At 41.1% G+C, this 16177-nt stretch carries 13 protein-coding genes; 6 read left to right on the top strand and 7 right to left on the bottom strand.

Features of this window, described 5'->3' with window-relative positions; genetic code table 11:
- Positions 1 to 143: 143 nt before the first annotated feature.
- From ADS77_RS18730 to ADS77_RS18700, 7 genes are all read right to left on the bottom strand, one after another.
- The gene (locus ADS77_RS18730) at positions 144 to 341 is read right to left on the bottom strand and encodes a hypothetical protein (RefSeq protein ID WP_054204933.1); all 198 of its coding nucleotides are present in this window, start codon (positions 339 to 341) and stop codon (positions 144 to 146) included.
- 77 nt (positions 342 to 418) lie between these two features.
- A complete protein-coding gene (locus ADS77_RS18725) occupies positions 419 to 1297 on the bottom strand; it encodes a TraB/GumN family protein (protein ID WP_054455797.1) in 879 nt (292 codons plus the stop codon).
- Positions 1298 to 1343: 46 nt separating this feature from the next.
- Positions 1344 to 2777 carry a sensor histidine kinase gene (locus ADS77_RS18720; protein WP_054455793.1) on the bottom strand — a complete coding sequence of 478 codons (1434 nt, stop codon included), beginning with the start codon at positions 2775 to 2777 and terminating at the stop codon, positions 1344 to 1346.
- Positions 2758 to 3432: a response regulator transcription factor gene (locus ADS77_RS18715; protein WP_054204930.1), complete on the bottom strand. Its 675-nt coding sequence runs from the start codon at positions 3430 to 3432 to the stop codon at positions 2758 to 2760. The genes ADS77_RS18720 and ADS77_RS18715 overlap by 20 nt, the downstream gene beginning before the upstream one ends.
- 57 nt (positions 3433 to 3489) lie before the next feature.
- Positions 3490 to 5439, bottom strand: a complete 1950-nt coding sequence (locus tag ADS77_RS18710) for an LTA synthase family protein (RefSeq protein WP_054455789.1) — start codon at positions 5437 to 5439, stop codon at positions 3490 to 3492.
- Entirely contained in the window at positions 5430 to 5801 is a 372-nt protein-coding gene (locus ADS77_RS18705; RefSeq protein WP_054455787.1) for a diacylglycerol kinase, read from the bottom strand. Before ADS77_RS18705 ends, ADS77_RS18710 begins: the two co-directional genes overlap by 10 nt.
- A complete protein-coding gene (locus ADS77_RS18700) occupies positions 5798 to 7498 on the bottom strand; it encodes a phosphoethanolamine transferase (protein WP_054455785.1) in 1701 nt (566 codons plus the stop codon). The genes ADS77_RS18705 and ADS77_RS18700 overlap by 4 nt, the downstream gene beginning before the upstream one ends.
- 607 nt (positions 7499 to 8105) lie before the next feature.
- Here ADS77_RS18700 and ilvG point away from each other — a divergent pair.
- The 6 genes from ilvG (at position 8106) to ADS77_RS18670 (ending at position 16177) form a co-directional block, all read left to right on the top strand.
- The gene (ilvG, locus tag ADS77_RS18695) at positions 8106 to 9755 is read left to right on the top strand and encodes an acetolactate synthase 2 catalytic subunit (protein ID WP_054455783.1); all 1650 of its coding nucleotides are present in this window, start codon (positions 8106 to 8108) and stop codon (positions 9753 to 9755) included.
- Positions 9752 to 9994, top strand: coding sequence for an acetolactate synthase 2 small subunit (gene ilvM, locus ADS77_RS18690; RefSeq protein ID WP_054204925.1), 243 nt, complete (start codon positions 9752 to 9754; stop codon positions 9992 to 9994). Before ilvG ends, ilvM begins: the two co-directional genes overlap by 4 nt.
- 112 nt (positions 9995 to 10106) lie before the next feature.
- On the top strand, positions 10107 to 11963 hold the full coding sequence (gene ilvD, locus ADS77_RS18685) for a dihydroxy-acid dehydratase (protein ID WP_054455810.1): 1857 nt from the start codon (positions 10107 to 10109) through the stop codon (positions 11961 to 11963).
- A gap of 2 nt (positions 11964 to 11965) precedes the next feature.
- Positions 11966 to 13516 carry a threonine ammonia-lyase, biosynthetic gene (gene ilvA / locus ADS77_RS18680; RefSeq protein WP_054455781.1) on the top strand — a complete coding sequence of 517 codons (1551 nt, stop codon included), beginning with the start codon at positions 11966 to 11968 and terminating at the stop codon, positions 13514 to 13516.
- 393 nt (positions 13517 to 13909) lie between these two features.
- The gene (locus ADS77_RS18675; RefSeq protein ID WP_082355724.1) at positions 13910 to 14959 is read left to right on the top strand and encodes an ABC transporter substrate-binding protein; all 1050 of its coding nucleotides are present in this window, start codon (positions 13910 to 13912) and stop codon (positions 14957 to 14959) included.
- A gap of 33 nt (positions 14960 to 14992) precedes the next feature.
- Complete coding sequence (locus ADS77_RS18670; RefSeq protein ID WP_054455779.1) at positions 14993 to 16177, top strand: methyltransferase; 1185 nt, start codon at positions 14993 to 14995, stop codon at positions 16175 to 16177.

Genomic DNA, 16177 nt, shown 5'->3' with positions numbered 1-16177 from the left:
AATATAAACAAACTATGTTTGGGGCTTGACGAGAGGATCAGCTGTGTTATAGCTCTAAATATAATAATAGGCGCTGACATGGTAATTTATGTAAATCACCATGTAAAAGTTAAAAGGACAAATATTAAGTACCACTTATAGTGTTAGGCTTTTGCTATTAAGGGCTTTTTATATTTTTTATAAAGTTTGATCGTAAAATAAACGCTTACTTCCATAACAAGAATAATAGAGGCGAAAATTAATGTTCCACTTAGGTTGAAGCTGCCTTCTTGGTAATAGTAAACAGCGCTTAAAAGTAAGGCTAATACAAAGTATGAAATTGTGAATTTAAAACGTTTCATCGTTATCCTTAATAACCAGCTGGTATTACTCAGCTGGTTTTAATGGTGGTTTTAATGGTGGTTTTAATGGTGGTTGCTTACAGTCGAGTGACGGTAAAACCGTGATCTTTAAATTGCTTTAATAAACCGTGTTGCTCTGGTAAATGCAGTGCGCCGACTGCAATGAATAGCTTTTCTTTACCAATACGAGGAGTGAGTTCCTTCACCCAGTTGTTGTTGCGCTCAATGAGCATGACCTGTTCACTGATTTCGCCGTAGCTGCTGTCATCAAAGCTTTCATTGTAATACTTGGTTAACGTTGTCATATCGCCATTTTTCCACGCATTTACTAAGGTAATAAAGTAAGTTTCAACATCAGCGAGTTGCTCAAATGTTTCTTCAATCATTTCATTGCTTAATAAAGACATGTGATTAAACATTTCCATTTGATACTCAAGGGTTTCTAGCTCACCAATAGCAATGCCATTGCTTTTGGAGTAAGCAAGTACTTGCTTGTCAATGCCATTTTGATCTGAAAACCCAGCATTTTGAAATTCAATTTGCATCATAGTGACCATAACGGCCCACGGTGCTAAGTTGTTAAACATCGCAATATCAATCGACTTTTCGGCGAAGTATTCTTTGAGCTTTTTGTAGTTATGTTCAGAGAGCTCTGACTGTAGTGTTTTACCATTTTTAAGCATCATAAAAGGCATTGAACGGCGCTGCATTTCGATTGGGCTAATAGCGCTGATATCAACTTCTACAATTACTTTTTCGCTGGCATCAATTGCTTTGATAACTTTTTTAGGAAGTCCTTTCATGGAGGTATCACCTACATGCACGGTGCCAAAAAGGTAAGAGTTAATGCCGTTTTTTTCTATTTTCCAAAGGCCAGGCTCACTATGGCTGGCAAAACTGGCACACAGTAAAAGAGATAAAATAAAGTAGCTGCTAATACGCTGTGTAAAATTCATAATTGTCCTTATTGTTTAGGTATGCGTTCATCTTAAACCAATATGTTTAATTGGGTAATATTAAAATTAGGGCTAAGCGGGAGTCTGGTTTATTTTCTGCTTTGATAGTAAATTTATTAAGTGTACAAATGCTTTTAACTATCGCTAATCCTAAGCCATGGCGTTGGTTATTTGTTCTTGAACTATCAAGTTGGTACAAGGGATCAAAAATAGCTTCCAGCTGCTGAGCCGTTAAAGGTGTTACCAAGGTATTACATAAGGTGATTGTTGTATTATCAGGTGATTGCTCAACGTGTAAGTTGATAGGATCAGTGGTTAAGCCATAGAATAAGGCATTATCGAGTAAATTTAATAAAATAGTATGCAAACAAAACCGATCAGCGACAACGCGAGCTGTCGGTACAACTGTAAGATTTAAACGCTGCTTAATGTTTGGGTGTTTAAAATTTAATTCGTTACAGGTTTGTTGAATAAAATCAGCCAGAGTGATGATTTCTTTGGTTAGCTCTATCGAACTGCTTCCAGCGCGTTGTAATAACAATAAGTTATTTACAATGGCTTTCATTCGCACCGAAATCGCCAGTATATCACTGGTATAAGTGGCGCTAATTCGTTCATCGTTAGGATAACGCAGTGCGACTTCAGATAAGCTTATTAATTCAGCAATAGGTGTTTTTAACTCGTGGGCTATATCGCTTGTGAGGCGTTTTTCATTTTGATACAGCTGCTGGTTGGTGGTAATAAATTTATTGAGCTCGTTACGTATCGGCTCAATTTCCTCTACAGGAAAATCACTTTTTATTGTTTGTGATGCACCGGTAATATCCAATAACTTAATTTGTTCATTTAAGTTATTTAGCGGATAAAGCCCTCGACTTACAATGCGCGTGACTAAATAGCGCACCCCAAAAACAGCAATAATACAGGTGAGTACAAACACCACATCAATAATAATCAGTACTTTATTTAAAGCGGCGGTAGGGGCTGCAATCGTTAATGTCATTGTCATAAAGTGATTATTATCTTGGGGGAGATCGTCATCTTTTTGAGCAATAAAATGGCTGATCATAGCGCGACCGCTTTCACCATTAGGTAATACGTAATCAATAATTTTAAACTCGTTGATTGGAATGTCTAAATTAGGCAGTTCAACGGATGGGTATAACGCTAATGAATCTGATTTTTCAAAAGTACGTTGCTCATGCCATAGTTGATAAAACTCTGTGGCATTAGCTTGTTCGTATTCAGACATAAACTCACCTGCAAAATCAAACTCTAGTATGCCGTTATCGTCCTCAACCAATGTTTTTAAATAGTTCGATTTATTTGAAAGAGATTGATTAAATTGATCTTCAACCCAGCCATCAACGCTTAAATCCACGGTTAAAAAAATAGTGACTAAAATAACGGATATAACCGCACTGATATTATTTACGAGTTTACGTTTAATTGAATGAATTTTAATTCTCTGAGGCGACATAGCCAAATCCACGTTTATTTTTTATTGGTAGTTCGCCGCCTAATAGACGCACTTTTTTACGAACGGCTGAAATATGCGCCTCTAGCGCGTTTTTTGAGAGCATATCAAATTGCCCAACGACGGCTTCGCTGATCATTTCAAGCCCAAGGACTCTGTCTTTTGCGCTAAATAAACACTCGATAATTTTGTATTCATTACGAGTGATATTGACTGACTGCTGCTGATAATTAAACGTTTTTAAACTCAAGTCTAATACGCAGTCACCAACACGTAATGTATTTTGTTGGCTTTGTAGTTGCCCTCTACGTGACAACGCAAGCACTCGAGCATGCAGCTCTTCAAACGAGAATGGCTTAGTGAGGTAATCATCAGCGCCTTTCATTAAGCCATTTATTTTATCGTGCGCTTCACTGCGTGCTGAGAGAATTAATACCCGTGTTTGGCTGGGCGTACTCCTTAGCGCTTGTAATATGCTCATACCATCAACACTGGGTAGCATTAAATCGAGTATGATTAAGTCATAATCACTTGATAGCGCCATACTCAAACCTTCAGAGCCATCGCCGCTTTCATCCACGGTAAAGCCTAAATTGTTTAGCCCCACGAGAAGGCTGCGCCTTAGCGGCTCTGAATCTTCGATTATTAGTATTTTCATGCTGTTAGCTTTTATAAAACATAACCTTTAGCTTCTAACTGTAGCAAGCTGCTTAAATTAATGATACCAACCTTTTTGGTAGGCAAGGTTGCCTAAATTAGCGTGAGCTAACGCTTGTTTGACCATTATTGGATCATTGCTAGTCGGCACCAGTTTATTTTGTGTGTAAGTGTACGTTGTAGCTGGTTTTTGTGGTTGTAATATGACGACTTTATTGCCTTGCATATAAGCAAAGTTTTTATCGTACTGCATTATCGCGCGATGTTTATCTGAGTGCATTGTTTGCGATAGGTCATGACCTATCATTGGGTGTTCGCCACTGGCACCAATAAGTGATAACAGTGTCACTGGGATATCTAATTGACTTGCTAGCTGGTGGTCGCGTTTAGCGGTAATGCCATTACCAAAAATAACAGCAGGAATACGAAAGTGATCGATAGGCACAAGGCTTGCGCCAGAAACACGTGAGTCATGATCAGCAATAACAATAAAGATGGTATCTTCCCAGTAGCGTGATTTTTTTGCCTTCTCAATAAAAGTGCCTAATGCGTAATCTGCATATTTAGCGGCATTATTGCGGGTTTGCTTTTGGTTATCGTATAAAGTGATTTTACCATCAGGAAATTCATAAGGGCTGTGGTTTGAGCTTGAAAAAATTAAACTAAAAAATGGCTTATTCTGTTGCTGCAATTTATTTAATTCTATATCGGCTTGGTTAAATAGATCTTCATCTGAGGCACCCCACGAGCCATTAAAGTCAATATTAGCAAAGTCATCACTATCAATAATCTGCTTAAAACCATTACCTAAAAAGAAGCTTTGCATATTATCGAAATGACTTTCACCGCCGTAAATAAACTGTGTATGGTAATCCCGCTTGGCAAGAAAATCAGCGATAGTGAAAAAGTCTCGTTGTGATTTATCTAATTTGACAACGGCACGTGAAGGGGTTGGCACAAAGCCGGTGATCACAGCTTCAATGCCTCTGACGGAACGAGTGCCAGTGGCGTACAAATTATCAAACCCCCAACCTTGTTGATAGAGCGCGTCAATATTTGGTGTCAGTGGTAAGCCACCTAATGTCCCCACGTAACGTGCACCTAAACTTTCTTGTAAAATGATCACCAAATTCTTTGCTTTGCCTTGGTTGCTAGCGCTATGAAAGGTTTTTGTTGGTGCTGTTGTATCGTTAAATAATGCAGATTCGTTTTGCATTGCTGCTCTGACTAAATTGAGTAACTCTGGTTCAGGTATTGTGCCGTAGTAATCTTGGCTGGATTTTTCATTGCCTAATTGTTTAATTGCAAAGGCGACGCTATACAGTGAGTTTAATGTCAGGTCATTTAATAAATGATCAGTGGAAAATGCGACCATCGCAGGGTTAAGTGGGCGGTGCCCTAACGAGTTTCGTGCACCTAATACTGTTAAGCACAATAAGCTTACAATTAGGAGTGTATGCGTTATAGCTGAGAGTTTACTTTGACTACGCCATTGACTTGAAAAAATTTTAGTGGCTAGCTTCACGCCTAAAACCAACACGAGTAAAGTGATAAATACTTCAACTTTATAACCTGAAAAAATCATTTTTGAGACTTCTTTAGGGTAAATGAGGTACTCAATAAATAAGCGGTTTGGACGTAAGTCGTATTCGTTAATAAAGGTTGGTGTGATCACTTCAAAAAAGATTAATAAAGCGGCCATGAATACTAAATAGTATTTAATGATAACGCGAATAACATGTTCTCTGGAGAATAAAGTACTGGCAATAATAAGTAATAATGCAGGCATTAAAATATAACTTAAGGTCGCGATATCAACCCGTAAACCACCTATAAAAATAGACATCCACGCGTGGGAGCTAAAAACTCTTTCGCCTTGCCATATGCTCAGACTAAAGCGAGCGAGTGTGAGGATACAGAGCGATAAAGCAAAAAACACCATTAATACCCAGTATGGACCAAGACGATTTTTAAATGCTGTAAACGCGGTTTGATTAACTAAGCCCATAATAGTGCCCACCAAATTGCAGCGCAAATAAGCATGGCAATAAATACACTCGCAGAAGCGATGTCTTTGGCGAGTCCTGACAGCTCATGGTGCTCAGTCCCAATGCGATCGACTACCACTTCAACTGCGGTATTAACGAGCTCTGCAAACAACACAAATAAAAGGCTGGCAGCTAATAGTAACTTATCTGATAGCGGGATCGTTTGAAGCCATAAGTACAGTCCTAGCAGGCTAAATAGCATGAGCTCTTGGCGAAATGCGGCCTCGTGTTTACTCATCCATTTTAAGCCATTAAAAGTATGGCGTAAGGTAAATATAAGGCGCATTAGTCCCTGGCGTTTTATCACTGTTTTATTATTCATAAGATTACTTCGCTGTGATGTTTAAGTTGGGTGATTGGCTGGCAATGGGCAAGTACATCTAAGTTTTGTTGGTAAGTGAGAGTGTTAATGCCGATTAAATTCACTAAGGTATGAAAAATATTGTCATGAGAAAGGCTTTGCGTTGGGTTTGCTTGCGCTATACATGTATTTGTAATGCCTTGATTTGTATGATCAGCCCAAATATAAAGAGGAACATGAGTTTGGCCGCTAGGGGCAAAGCTATATGGAAAACCATGCAGATACGCACCATTTTCACCTAGAGACTCACCATGATCAGAAATATATAAAAAGCTTTTTTCTATATTGTCAGGGAGTGCATTTAGTTGTGCGATGGCCAAGCTATTTACGTAATCGCTATAGGCAATGGTGTTGTCGTATGTATTCGTTAATTGTGTGCTAGAGCAGTTTTGAATATCACTGCGATCACAAGTGGGGGTAAATTGTTTAAATTGTTCAGGATAGCGCTGAAAATACGTAGGCCCATGAGAGCCCATCATATGCAATACAATAACGGTATTAGCGTGGCTAAGGTTTGCCAATTTGCGTCGTAAAGGTGCAATTAGCGCTTCATCGTAACAATGTGCTTGTTGACAAAAAGCAGCATTATTAGGGGTCTTAATTGCTTCATTGTTGATTGTAGTAACACGGTTGCATACCTCTTTACAGCCGCTGTTATTATCAATCCACAGTACATCTGCTCCCGCACTTTGAGCTAGGTCCAGTATATTTTGTTGGTTGTCAGTGTCGCGACGAGAAAATGCAACTTGTGGCTGAGCTGAAAACATACAAGGAACAGACACTGCGGTAGCTGTACCACACGAAGCCACATTATTAAAATAATGCACGCCCAACGGTTGCGTATATTGATTAGTATTACGAGGGTAGCCTTGGTAGCTAAAATTTTCAGCGCGGGCTGTTTCGCCTACCATAATGACGGTAACGCGTGTTTGGCTTGGTTTAACTAATAGTGGATTGGTATCAAGTTGTTTAAATGGCATATCTTTGTATAGCCATTGATCACGGATATATTTATAGCTACTCGTTAAATATTGAAATGGAATGAGCTCTTTTTTCAGAATCCGATTATTACGCCCAGTTGCAGCGTAATCAGCATAAAAATTAACGACCACAAGTGCGATGAGCACTAAGCAGCCGGCAACTAGCTTGCTACGACTGAGTAGCTCTTGATGTGGGCGATTGAAGTTAATTTTCACTTTATTCAAAACAAATAGCGGTATGGCGCAAAACAACATTAAAAAGCCAATGAGCTGGGGATTTAAGTAGCTCATTGCTTCTTTGCCGTCGGTTTCAAAAGTGTTTTGAATCATTGAATAATCAAACACCACGCCGTAATTAACAGAGCCATATAGCGCGGCGCTAGAAATCACTAACAGTATGTAGGCGGCTGGCTTTAGTAGCCAGCGAGTGGAAAGCAGTGAGAAAAACAGCACCAGCAAACACATTAACAAAAGTGGTACAGACAGCAAAAATAACCATGAAAATGAATTTAAAGCAGTAATTGCCGTAAATGCACCTTCTATAAAAGGTATGTTGATCACTAAACAGTAGTAACAAGCTAGCACTACAATAAATACGTTGGCGCTACAGTGAAAATAGACGTGTTTATTATTGGTCGTAACTTTAAGCGAGGGTAATCTTTTAATTAAATCTAACATAGCAATACTCTGTAAACATAACCTCGCTATATTAATTAATTAGACTTAAGAAACGCTGAGGAGAAACTACTCTTTACCTGAAGACGTTGCTGCTGGTGTGGTATTTTTGCTGGTTTTTTGAATTAGACTGATTTAGTCGCTTAAAAAGAATAATTTATTGAAACAGTCACAAAAATTAATCAAACCGTTAATTGGTTATAACGGGGTATGAAATATCAATACTTTCGAATGTAGGAAAAATAAATCTATTTATTGGTTTATGTTGGATTTTTATACCTTTTAAACGATATCAACCTCTTCTTTTTGGATTGATTTTAAGGTTGACTTGAGCTGCTCATCGCGGTACTAATATAAAAAGACAGCGGGGGAATTGATACCCTTGCCTAATTCAACAAATTATTGGTATTTATTACATGCTTACAAACGCACTAAACCTAGTCCTAATTAACGTCGTGGTGATTATTATTACCGCGGGGGCTACTTAGTGCTTTAAGAAAGTAAAGCATTGATAAAGCCCCCCGCCTTAACAGTCGGGGGGCTTTTTAGTTTCAGGGTTTAGAACAGGTTATTGAGCTTTAAAATGTCACTGAGGAATGAGGGTTATTTAATGACAGGCGCAGAGTTAACAATCGATTTATTAGCCAAACATGGCGTAAATGAAGTGTTTGGTTACCCAGGTGGAGCCATCATGCCAATTTACGATGCGTTGTACGGCGCGCCAGTGAAGCATTATTTGACTCGCCATGAGCAAGGGGCTGGTTTTGCTGCTGTAGGCTATGCTCGCAGCACGGGTAAGTTAGGGGTTTGTTTTGCGACCTCCGGCCCTGGTGCTACTAACTTAATTACCGCCCTGGCTGATGCAATGATGGACTCGGTGCCGCTACTTGCTATCACAGGTCAAGTACCAACAGCCGCAATCGGTTCAGATGCATTCCAAGAGATAGACGTGCTGGGCATGTCACTGTCATGTACTAAACACAGTTACATGGTGGAACGTCCTGAAGATTTAGCTGAAATACTCCAAGAAGCAATGCATTTGGCACAAAGTGGCCGTCCAGGTCCGGTGTTAGTTGATATCCCTAAAGATATTCAAATGGCGCAAGTGCCATTCAAACCTTGGTTAGCAGCTGATGATTACCTTCCAGAACTAGATTTAAATCAAGTTGCTATAGCTAATCAGCTATTAAGCGAAGCAAAACGCCCCGTTGCCTATGTTGGCGGCGGTGTTCAAGCGGCGGGTGCGCAAAATGAGTTAATGCAATTTTTAAATAAAACGCAAATGCCAGCAGTATCAACCTTAAAAGCACTGGGTAGTGTATTGCCTGAGTACGAATATGAACTGGGCATGCTTGGGATGCATGGCGGGCAAGCGGCTAACTTTGCAGTACAAGAATGTGATGTGTTGGTATGCATAGGCGCACGCTTTGATGACCGTGTGACGGGTAATTTAGGTAAATTTGCAGCCAAAGCAAAAGTAATCCATTTAGATATCGATGCCGCTGAAGTGGGTAAGCGTAAACCCGCTAGAGCGTCATTAATTGCAGATTTAAAAACATCATTACCGCAACTTGAGTGTTTTGTGACTGAGCAAGCATGGCGTGATCACACTAAAGCAATGAGCATTGAGCATGCATGGCGTTATGACTACCCAGGCGATAAAGTATTCGCCCCGTATTTACTTAACCAACTTAGTAAGCGTATGCCAAAAACAGGTGTGGTGTGTTGCGATGTGGGTCAGCACCAAATGTGGGTGGCGCAGCACATGAAATTTAGTCATCCAAGTAACCATTTAAGCAGTGGTGGCGCGGGTACAATGGGCTTTGGTTTACCCGCCGCCATAGGCGCGCAAGTAGCGCGTCCAGATGACTTTGTAATCACGGTATCTGGCGATGGTTCTATCATGATGAACATTCAAGAGCTTGCGACTATCCGCCGTAACAATTTACCTGTAAAAATACTCATACTTGATAACCAACGTTTGGGGATGGTTCGTCAATGGCAAGAGCTGTTTTTTGAAGGGCGCTACAGCGAAACCGATTTATCAGACAATCCGGATTTTGTGCAACTGGCTGCTGTATTTGGTATCCCAGGGCAAACAATTACCCACGCAAATCAAGTTGATGATGCTATTAGCGCGCTAATAAGCAGTAAAGGTCCTTATATTGTTCATGCCTGTATTGATGATAAAGAAAATGTATGGCCATTGGTTCCACCAGGTGCTGCAAATGATGAAATGATGACGGAGAGTGCAAAATGAAACACAGTTTAACCGTATCTTTAAAGAGTCAAAGTATCGCTGTTGAACGCTTTTTACGCGTTGTGCGTCATCGTGGCTTTGATTTAACCCATTTTCAACTCAATATGGATGATGGCCAATACCATGTCGCAATGACAGTCGACAGTGATAAACCTATTTATTTATTAACCACGCAGCTTAATAAGCTGGTGGATGTTAAAAATGTGACATTGGAAAATTTACAACAACAAGCAATGTAACTTGTTATAAAAAATCAACAGCGTTAATAGGCATGTGCTAATTAACAATAAAAATTTAAGAATGAGGAAGTCAGCGTCCTAAATGCTGGTCGCTGCAAACACTGAGGTAACTATGGCTAAATTAAGAAGTGCAACAACTACGGAAGGACGAAAGCGCGCAGGTGCTCGTGCATTATGGCGTGCAACAGGAATGACTGACTCTGATTTCGGTAAACCGATTATCGCCGTTGTAAATTCGTTCACACAATTTGTGCCAGGTCATGTTCATCTTAACCAGCTCAGTGAATTGATGGCTGAAACCATCACTCAAGCGGGTGGTGTGCCAAAAGAATTTAATACAATTGCAATTGATGATGGTATTGCGATGGGCCACGGCGGCATGCTGTACTCATTGCCTTCACGCGACTTAATTGCTGACTCAGTTGAATACATGGTTAATGGTCATTGTGCTGATGCGATGATCTGTATTTCAAACTGCGACAAAATCACTCCAGGGATGATGTTGGCAGCACTGCGTTTAAACATCCCCGTCATATTTGTCTCTGGCGGGCCAATGGAAGCAGGTAAAACTAAACTTGCGAATATTGATATTAAGCTAGATTTAGTTGATGCCATGGTCAAAGGTGCGGATCCAAGTGTAAGCGATGCAGACTCAGAGCAAGTGGAGCGCTCGGCTTGCCCTACGTGTGGTTCATGTTCAGGCATGTTTACGGCTAATTCAATGAACTGTTTACTCGAAGCAATAGGTTTAGCATTGCCTGGTAATGGTACAACGCTTGCTACTCATAAAGATCGTAAACGATTGTATGTTGAAGCGGGTGCACGCATTGTTGATTTATGCCGTGAGTATTATCAAAAAGATAACCACGATGTATTGCCTCGTGCGATTGCTAACAAAACGGCTTTTATGAATTCAATGGTTGTTGATATTGCCATGGGCGGCTCGTCAAATACCGTATTGCATTTACTTGCAGCGGCACAAGAGGCTGGGGTTGATTTTGATATGTCGCACATTGATGAATTATCTCGTAAAACGCCATTTTTATGTAAAGTTGCGCCAGCAACTCCTGAGTACCACATTGAAGATGTGCACAGAGCGGGTGGCATGATGGCGATAGTACGTGAGCTTGGCAAAGCGGGCTTAGTAGACTTATCGGTTAATCATGTTGCTGGTATGACGATGGGTGAACTGGTTAAAAAATGGGATGCGACAGATCCTAATAATGAAGTTGCACAAAAGTTTTATCGTGCAGGCCCTGCGGGTATTCGTACTACTAAAGCAATGAGCCAAGAGTGCCGTTGGGATGAAGGGGATAATGACCGTGAACATGGTTGTATACGCAGTGTTGAACATGCATTTCGTCAAGACGGCGGCTTAGCAGTATTGTCGGGTAATTTGGCCGAAAATGGCTGTATTGTTAAAAGTGCGGGTGTGGTTGATGAAATGCTGCATTTTGAAGGCACCGCCGTGGTATATGAATCTCAAGATGATTCGGTTGACGGTATATTAAATGATGAAGTAAAAGCTGGTGACATTGTAGTAATTCGCTACGAAGGACCTAAAGGTGGCCCAGGTATGCAAGAAATGCTTTACCCAACCAGTTATTTAAAATCAAAAGGCCTCGCTGAAAAGTGTGCTTTGATCACTGATGGCCGTTTCTCTGGTGGTACATCTGGTTTATCTATTGGTCATGTTTCACCTGAAGCGGCTAGTGGCGGCGCGATAGCCTATGTTGAAAATGGTGATAAAATCATTATTGATATCGCAACCCGTGAGATCACATTAGCGATTAGTGATGAAGAGCTGCAAGCACGTAAAGAAAAGCAACTTGCGCGCGGTAAACAAGCGTATAAACCACTGAATCGTGAGCGTTATGTATCATCTGCGTTAAAAGCGTATGCGCTGCTTGCCACCAGTGCCGATAAAGGTGCGGTGCGTGACTTAGCCAAACTGGAGGAGCTTAGCTAATTATGGTTTCTCAAGAGCTCGATTATTTTCGCGCTATAATCCAAGCGAATATGGAGCCACTGGCTAAGGTCACTGATGTAAGTGACATGGCTGAGCTTAGTACTCGCCTTGGTAATCAAGTGTGGTTAAAGCGCGAAGATCAGCAACCGGTTTATTCGTTTAAATTGCGTGGCGCGTATAACAAACTAGTAAAGTTACCAAAAGGCTCGGTAGTTATTACCGCTTCTGCGGGTAATCATGCTCAAGGTGTGGCGCTCAGTGCGTCACATTTGGGCCATCAAGCGACCATTGTAATGCCGCTTACTACACCTGAAATAAAAGTTAATGCAGTGCGCGCACTTGGCGGTGAAGTGATATTACATGGTCATCACTTTGATGCTGCAAAAGCACACGCACTGGAATTAACTGAACAACGAAATGGCGTGTTTGTCCCTCCATTTGATGATCCTGATGTTATTGTTGGACAAGGCACAGTAGCGCGAGAATTAATGCAGCAACTTAATGAATTAGATGCGGTGTTTATTCCTGTTGGCGGTGGCGGATTGCTCGCAGGTATGGCCGTTTATATTAAGTCATTACGTCCTGATATTAAGGTTATTGGCGTAGAGGCCGACGAGAGTGCGTGTTTGCAAGCGGCACTGAAAGCTGGCGAGCCCGTTGAGCTTGAGCGCGTTGGTAGCTTTGCAGACGGCGTAGCAGTAAAGATTATAGGTAAAGAAACCTTTCGTCTAGCGCAAAAATTTTGTGATGAGGTGGTAACAGTAACTGGCGATGAAATATGTGCAGCGATGCAGGACATTTTCGTATCAACCAGAGCTATTGCAGAGCCTTCAGGGGCATTAGCCACGGCAGGGCTAAAAAAGTGGTGCCAACAAACGGGGTATAAAGGCCTGCATTTAGCGGCTATATTGTCTGGCGCTAATTTGAACTTTGATCGCTTACGTTATGTTGCTGAACGCACGGCGCTTGGAGAAAAAAATGAAGCGCTATTAGCCGTTACTATCAATGAAGAAAAAGGCAGCTTTAAGCAGTTTTGCGCTTCATTGGGGGGGCGTGCCATTACAGAGTTTAATTACCGTTATGCAGGCCCGGGCGAAGCGCAAATATTTGTCGGTATTGCGCTGCGTCAAGGCCAGCAGGAGCTGGATGAACTCAAAGGTGATTTAGCAACTAATGGTTACCAATTTTGCGACTTATCAGATAATGAATTAGCAAAGTTACATGTGCGTTATATGGTCGGCGGTAAAGCACCAGAGCAAATGCATGAGCGTTTACTGCGCTTTGAGTTCCCTGAGTATCCCGGTGCATTGGCACGCTTTTTAGATACTTTGGGCTGTAATTGGAATATTACGTTATTTCATTATCGTAACCATGGTGGCTCTATGGGGAATGTATTGGCTGGTTTTGCAATTGAACCAAGTCAGTATGAGATATTTAACGAGCACTTAAACCGTCTTGGTTACAGTGTACAAGATGAAACACACAATCCATGTTTCACTCAGTTTTTGACTAGTCAGGCTTCAGTTAATACAGCAAAAGCTGCCAATCACTAGCGCAACACGCCCTAGGGCGTGCTGCGCTTTCGTGATTAATTTTGCAGCAGTATGTTTGGTATTTAGGCAAGGTATAGCCTATGTTGTGTGGTTGTTCCCCATAAATAGGCGATAACGCAGTATAAATGCCAAACATGCGCTGCCCAAAGGGTTCTTCCTAGGGGCGATTGACTCTTTGTTGCTCGATTTTTACTTAGCCCGCTAGGTTACAAACCTCGCGCCGCGATTAAATCGCCCCTAGATTGAACAAATTTCAATCCACAAAGGTCAACACGCCCTAGCACTTTGCAATAAACAGTATTTAACGCGAGATACTGTTTATTGCACATATTTTTTGGTCTTATCAAGCCTGTTATCTATAGTTATATAATTAAAGTGCCTAGCTAGGTTTGCATGTTGCCATTTAAAAGGTTGTTAACACTAAGTGTGGCTGCTTTGTTGTTCAGTACAGCAAGCTTTGCCAGTAAAAATGTTACACTGCAATTGAAGTGGCTCCATCAATTTCAGTTTGCCGGCTATTATATGGCTGCTGAAAAAGGCTTTTATAAAGATGCTGGCTTGAATGTCACTATCTTACCCGCGGATCCAGATAACCCGGATACTTTTAGTAAAGTACTGGGTGGACAAGCCCACTTTGGGGTTGGCCATTCAGGAATATTACAGCATAGAATTGATGGCAAACCGCTGGTGGCTATGGCCGCGATATTACAATTTTCACCGTATTGTTGGATGGTAAAAAGAAGCTCCGAAATTTTTCATCCTAGGGATTTTGCTAATAAACGCATTAGCAGTATTAGTCGTAAAGAAAGTGCAGAACTACTGGTAATGCTAGAGCGCAGTGGTATTAACACTTCAAAACTCCCCGTTTATTCAGGAAGTGGTGGGAGCCAAGACTGGCTTGATGGATTACTTGATGCGATGCAGGTGTATGTAACTAACGAACCATTTTTGATGCGTCAGGCGGGGGTTGAACATAGATTAATTTGCCCACAAAAGTATGGCATTAATGTCTACAGCGATATTCTTTATACCACCGAAAATATGCTTTTATACCATCCACAAACAGTGGAAAATTTTCATCAGGCGAGCTTAAAAGGGTGGCGCTATGCGATGATGAATTTAGATGAGTCAATTGCCGTTATCCAACAACATTACGCTCCTAATAAAAGTCTTAGCGAATTAACGTATGAAGCTGAGGTCTTAAAGGATTATATTTTACCTCCTGGGACTCATCTCGGCGCTATGTCGATGGCTAAATGGCGATTGATCGCAGACTTATATAAGTTCGATCAGACTGTGTTTAATAGCGCAAAAGAAGGGTTTATCTACTCTTATGATAGACCTGAAGAAATACAAATGTCCTGGATGTTGATCGCTGCAATTATTTTAACTTTATTATCAATACCGCTTTATTTACGACTGATGCTGAGAAAAAGCGTATAATATACACATTCACATTTCACCGCTTATGATCATATGACCCTTGCTGAGCAGTTTACAGCCCTCGATAACCTATTAATAACACACCGTAATTTTTGGCAGTGTACAGCTTTTGATTTTGACGAATTACCATGGCCTGAGTTAGTCCCAGTTTTTGATTTATTAAGCGATGAACAGGTTGCTGAACTGGATACTGATCAGAATGCGCTCTACCAACTTTTTAGCCCCTATATACCCGGTTTGGATACTCTTACTTCTTTGTGTGAGTTAACGGCTGCAAACACAGATCGTGATGAATATCCTTTTTGGCTAAGTAATGGTATTAAAGGGCGTAAATTTACACAATTACAAGACTTTGTCAGTGCACTTGAGCGACCACAGCCTGCGTTACCTATTTTAGAATGGTGTGCGGGGAAAGGGCATTTAGGTCGAATGCTTGCATTTAACAAAGCCTCTAATGTGCACAGTATAGAACTCCAGCAATCATTATGTGAGCAAGGTGAAAAAAGTGCACAACAACAAGGGCTGGCTATGCGATTTACTCAGGCCGATGTGTTAAAAGACAATGTTGCTAAGCATTTTTATCCAGCTCTGCATGCCGTTGCTTTGCATGCCTGCGGCGGATTGCATCAAACGTTTATGTATCAGGCCTGCCTTGCAAAAACGCAGCAGATCAGCTTTTCACCGTGTTGCTATCACTTATTTACAGAGGATACTTATCAAGGCATGAGCGTTGAGGCTAAAAAAAGCGAGCTGCGCCTATGCCATCGTGATTTGAAATTAGCGCTACAGGAAATGGTTACGGCACCATCGCGGGTGGCTAAAATACGTGAGACAGAAGTTGAATGGCGCTTAGGGTTTGATGCACTGCGTAAATCTCTCACAGGCTCACAATGCTATGTTAGTGTGCCTTCAGTACATAAAGCTATTTTCTCCGGTTCATTTAAAGCATTTTGTGCATGGGCGGCGGATAAAAAATCGTTAGAGTTACCTCAAGACATTGATTACGAGTCATTTTTACTAAAGGGGAAAATGCGCAAAAAGGTGACTGATCGCATTGAACTGGTTCGACATGTATTTAGAAGAGCAATTGAGGTTTGGCTTGTGCTCGATCGTGCTTTATATTTGCAGCAACAGGGTTATCAAGTGAGCGTGACAACATTTTGCGAAAAGCAATTAACCCCACGTAATATCTTGATCCAAGCAAGTTTACCGTCATAA

This window comes from Pseudoalteromonas porphyrae, from assembly GCF_001298125.1.
Lineage (GTDB): Bacteria > Pseudomonadota > Gammaproteobacteria > Enterobacterales > Alteromonadaceae > Pseudoalteromonas > Pseudoalteromonas neustonica.
The sequence above is the reverse complement of the archived record's forward strand: the minus strand, read 5'-3'. Positions and strand labels throughout refer to the sequence as shown.

Coding starts and splice junctions, on each gene's coding strand:
- ADS77_RS18730 (WP_054204933.1), bottom strand. CDS start 341: ATGAAACGTTTTAAATTCACAATTTCATACTTTGTATTAGCCTTACTT.
- ADS77_RS18725 (WP_054455797.1), bottom strand. CDS start 1,297: ATGAATTTTACACAGCGTATTAGCAGCTACTTTATTTTATCTCTTTTA.
- ADS77_RS18720 (WP_054455793.1), bottom strand. CDS start 2,777: ATGTCGCCTCAGAGAATTAAAATTCATTCAATTAAACGTAAACTCGTA.
- ADS77_RS18715 (WP_054204930.1), bottom strand. CDS start 3,432: ATGAAAATACTAATAATCGAAGATTCAGAGCCGCTAAGGCGCAGCCTT.
- ADS77_RS18710 (WP_054455789.1), bottom strand. CDS start 5,439: ATGGGCTTAGTTAATCAAACCGCGTTTACAGCATTTAAAAATCGTCTT.
- ADS77_RS18705 (WP_054455787.1), bottom strand. CDS start 5,801: ATGAATAATAAAACAGTGATAAAACGCCAGGGACTAATGCGCCTTATA.
- ADS77_RS18700 (WP_054455785.1), bottom strand. CDS start 7,498: ATGTTAGATTTAATTAAAAGATTACCCTCGCTTAAAGTTACGACCAAT.
- ilvG (WP_054455783.1), top strand. CDS start 8,106: ATGACAGGCGCAGAGTTAACAATCGATTTATTAGCCAAACATGGCGTA.
- ilvM (WP_054204925.1), top strand. CDS start 9,752: ATGAAACACAGTTTAACCGTATCTTTAAAGAGTCAAAGTATCGCTGTT.
- ilvD (WP_054455810.1), top strand. CDS start 10,107: ATGGCTAAATTAAGAAGTGCAACAACTACGGAAGGACGAAAGCGCGCA.
- ilvA (WP_054455781.1), top strand. CDS start 11,966: ATGGTTTCTCAAGAGCTCGATTATTTTCGCGCTATAATCCAAGCGAAT.
- ADS77_RS18675 (WP_082355724.1), top strand. CDS start 13,910: ATGTTGCCATTTAAAAGGTTGTTAACACTAAGTGTGGCTGCTTTGTTG.
- ADS77_RS18670 (WP_054455779.1), top strand. CDS start 14,993: ATGACCCTTGCTGAGCAGTTTACAGCCCTCGATAACCTATTAATAACA.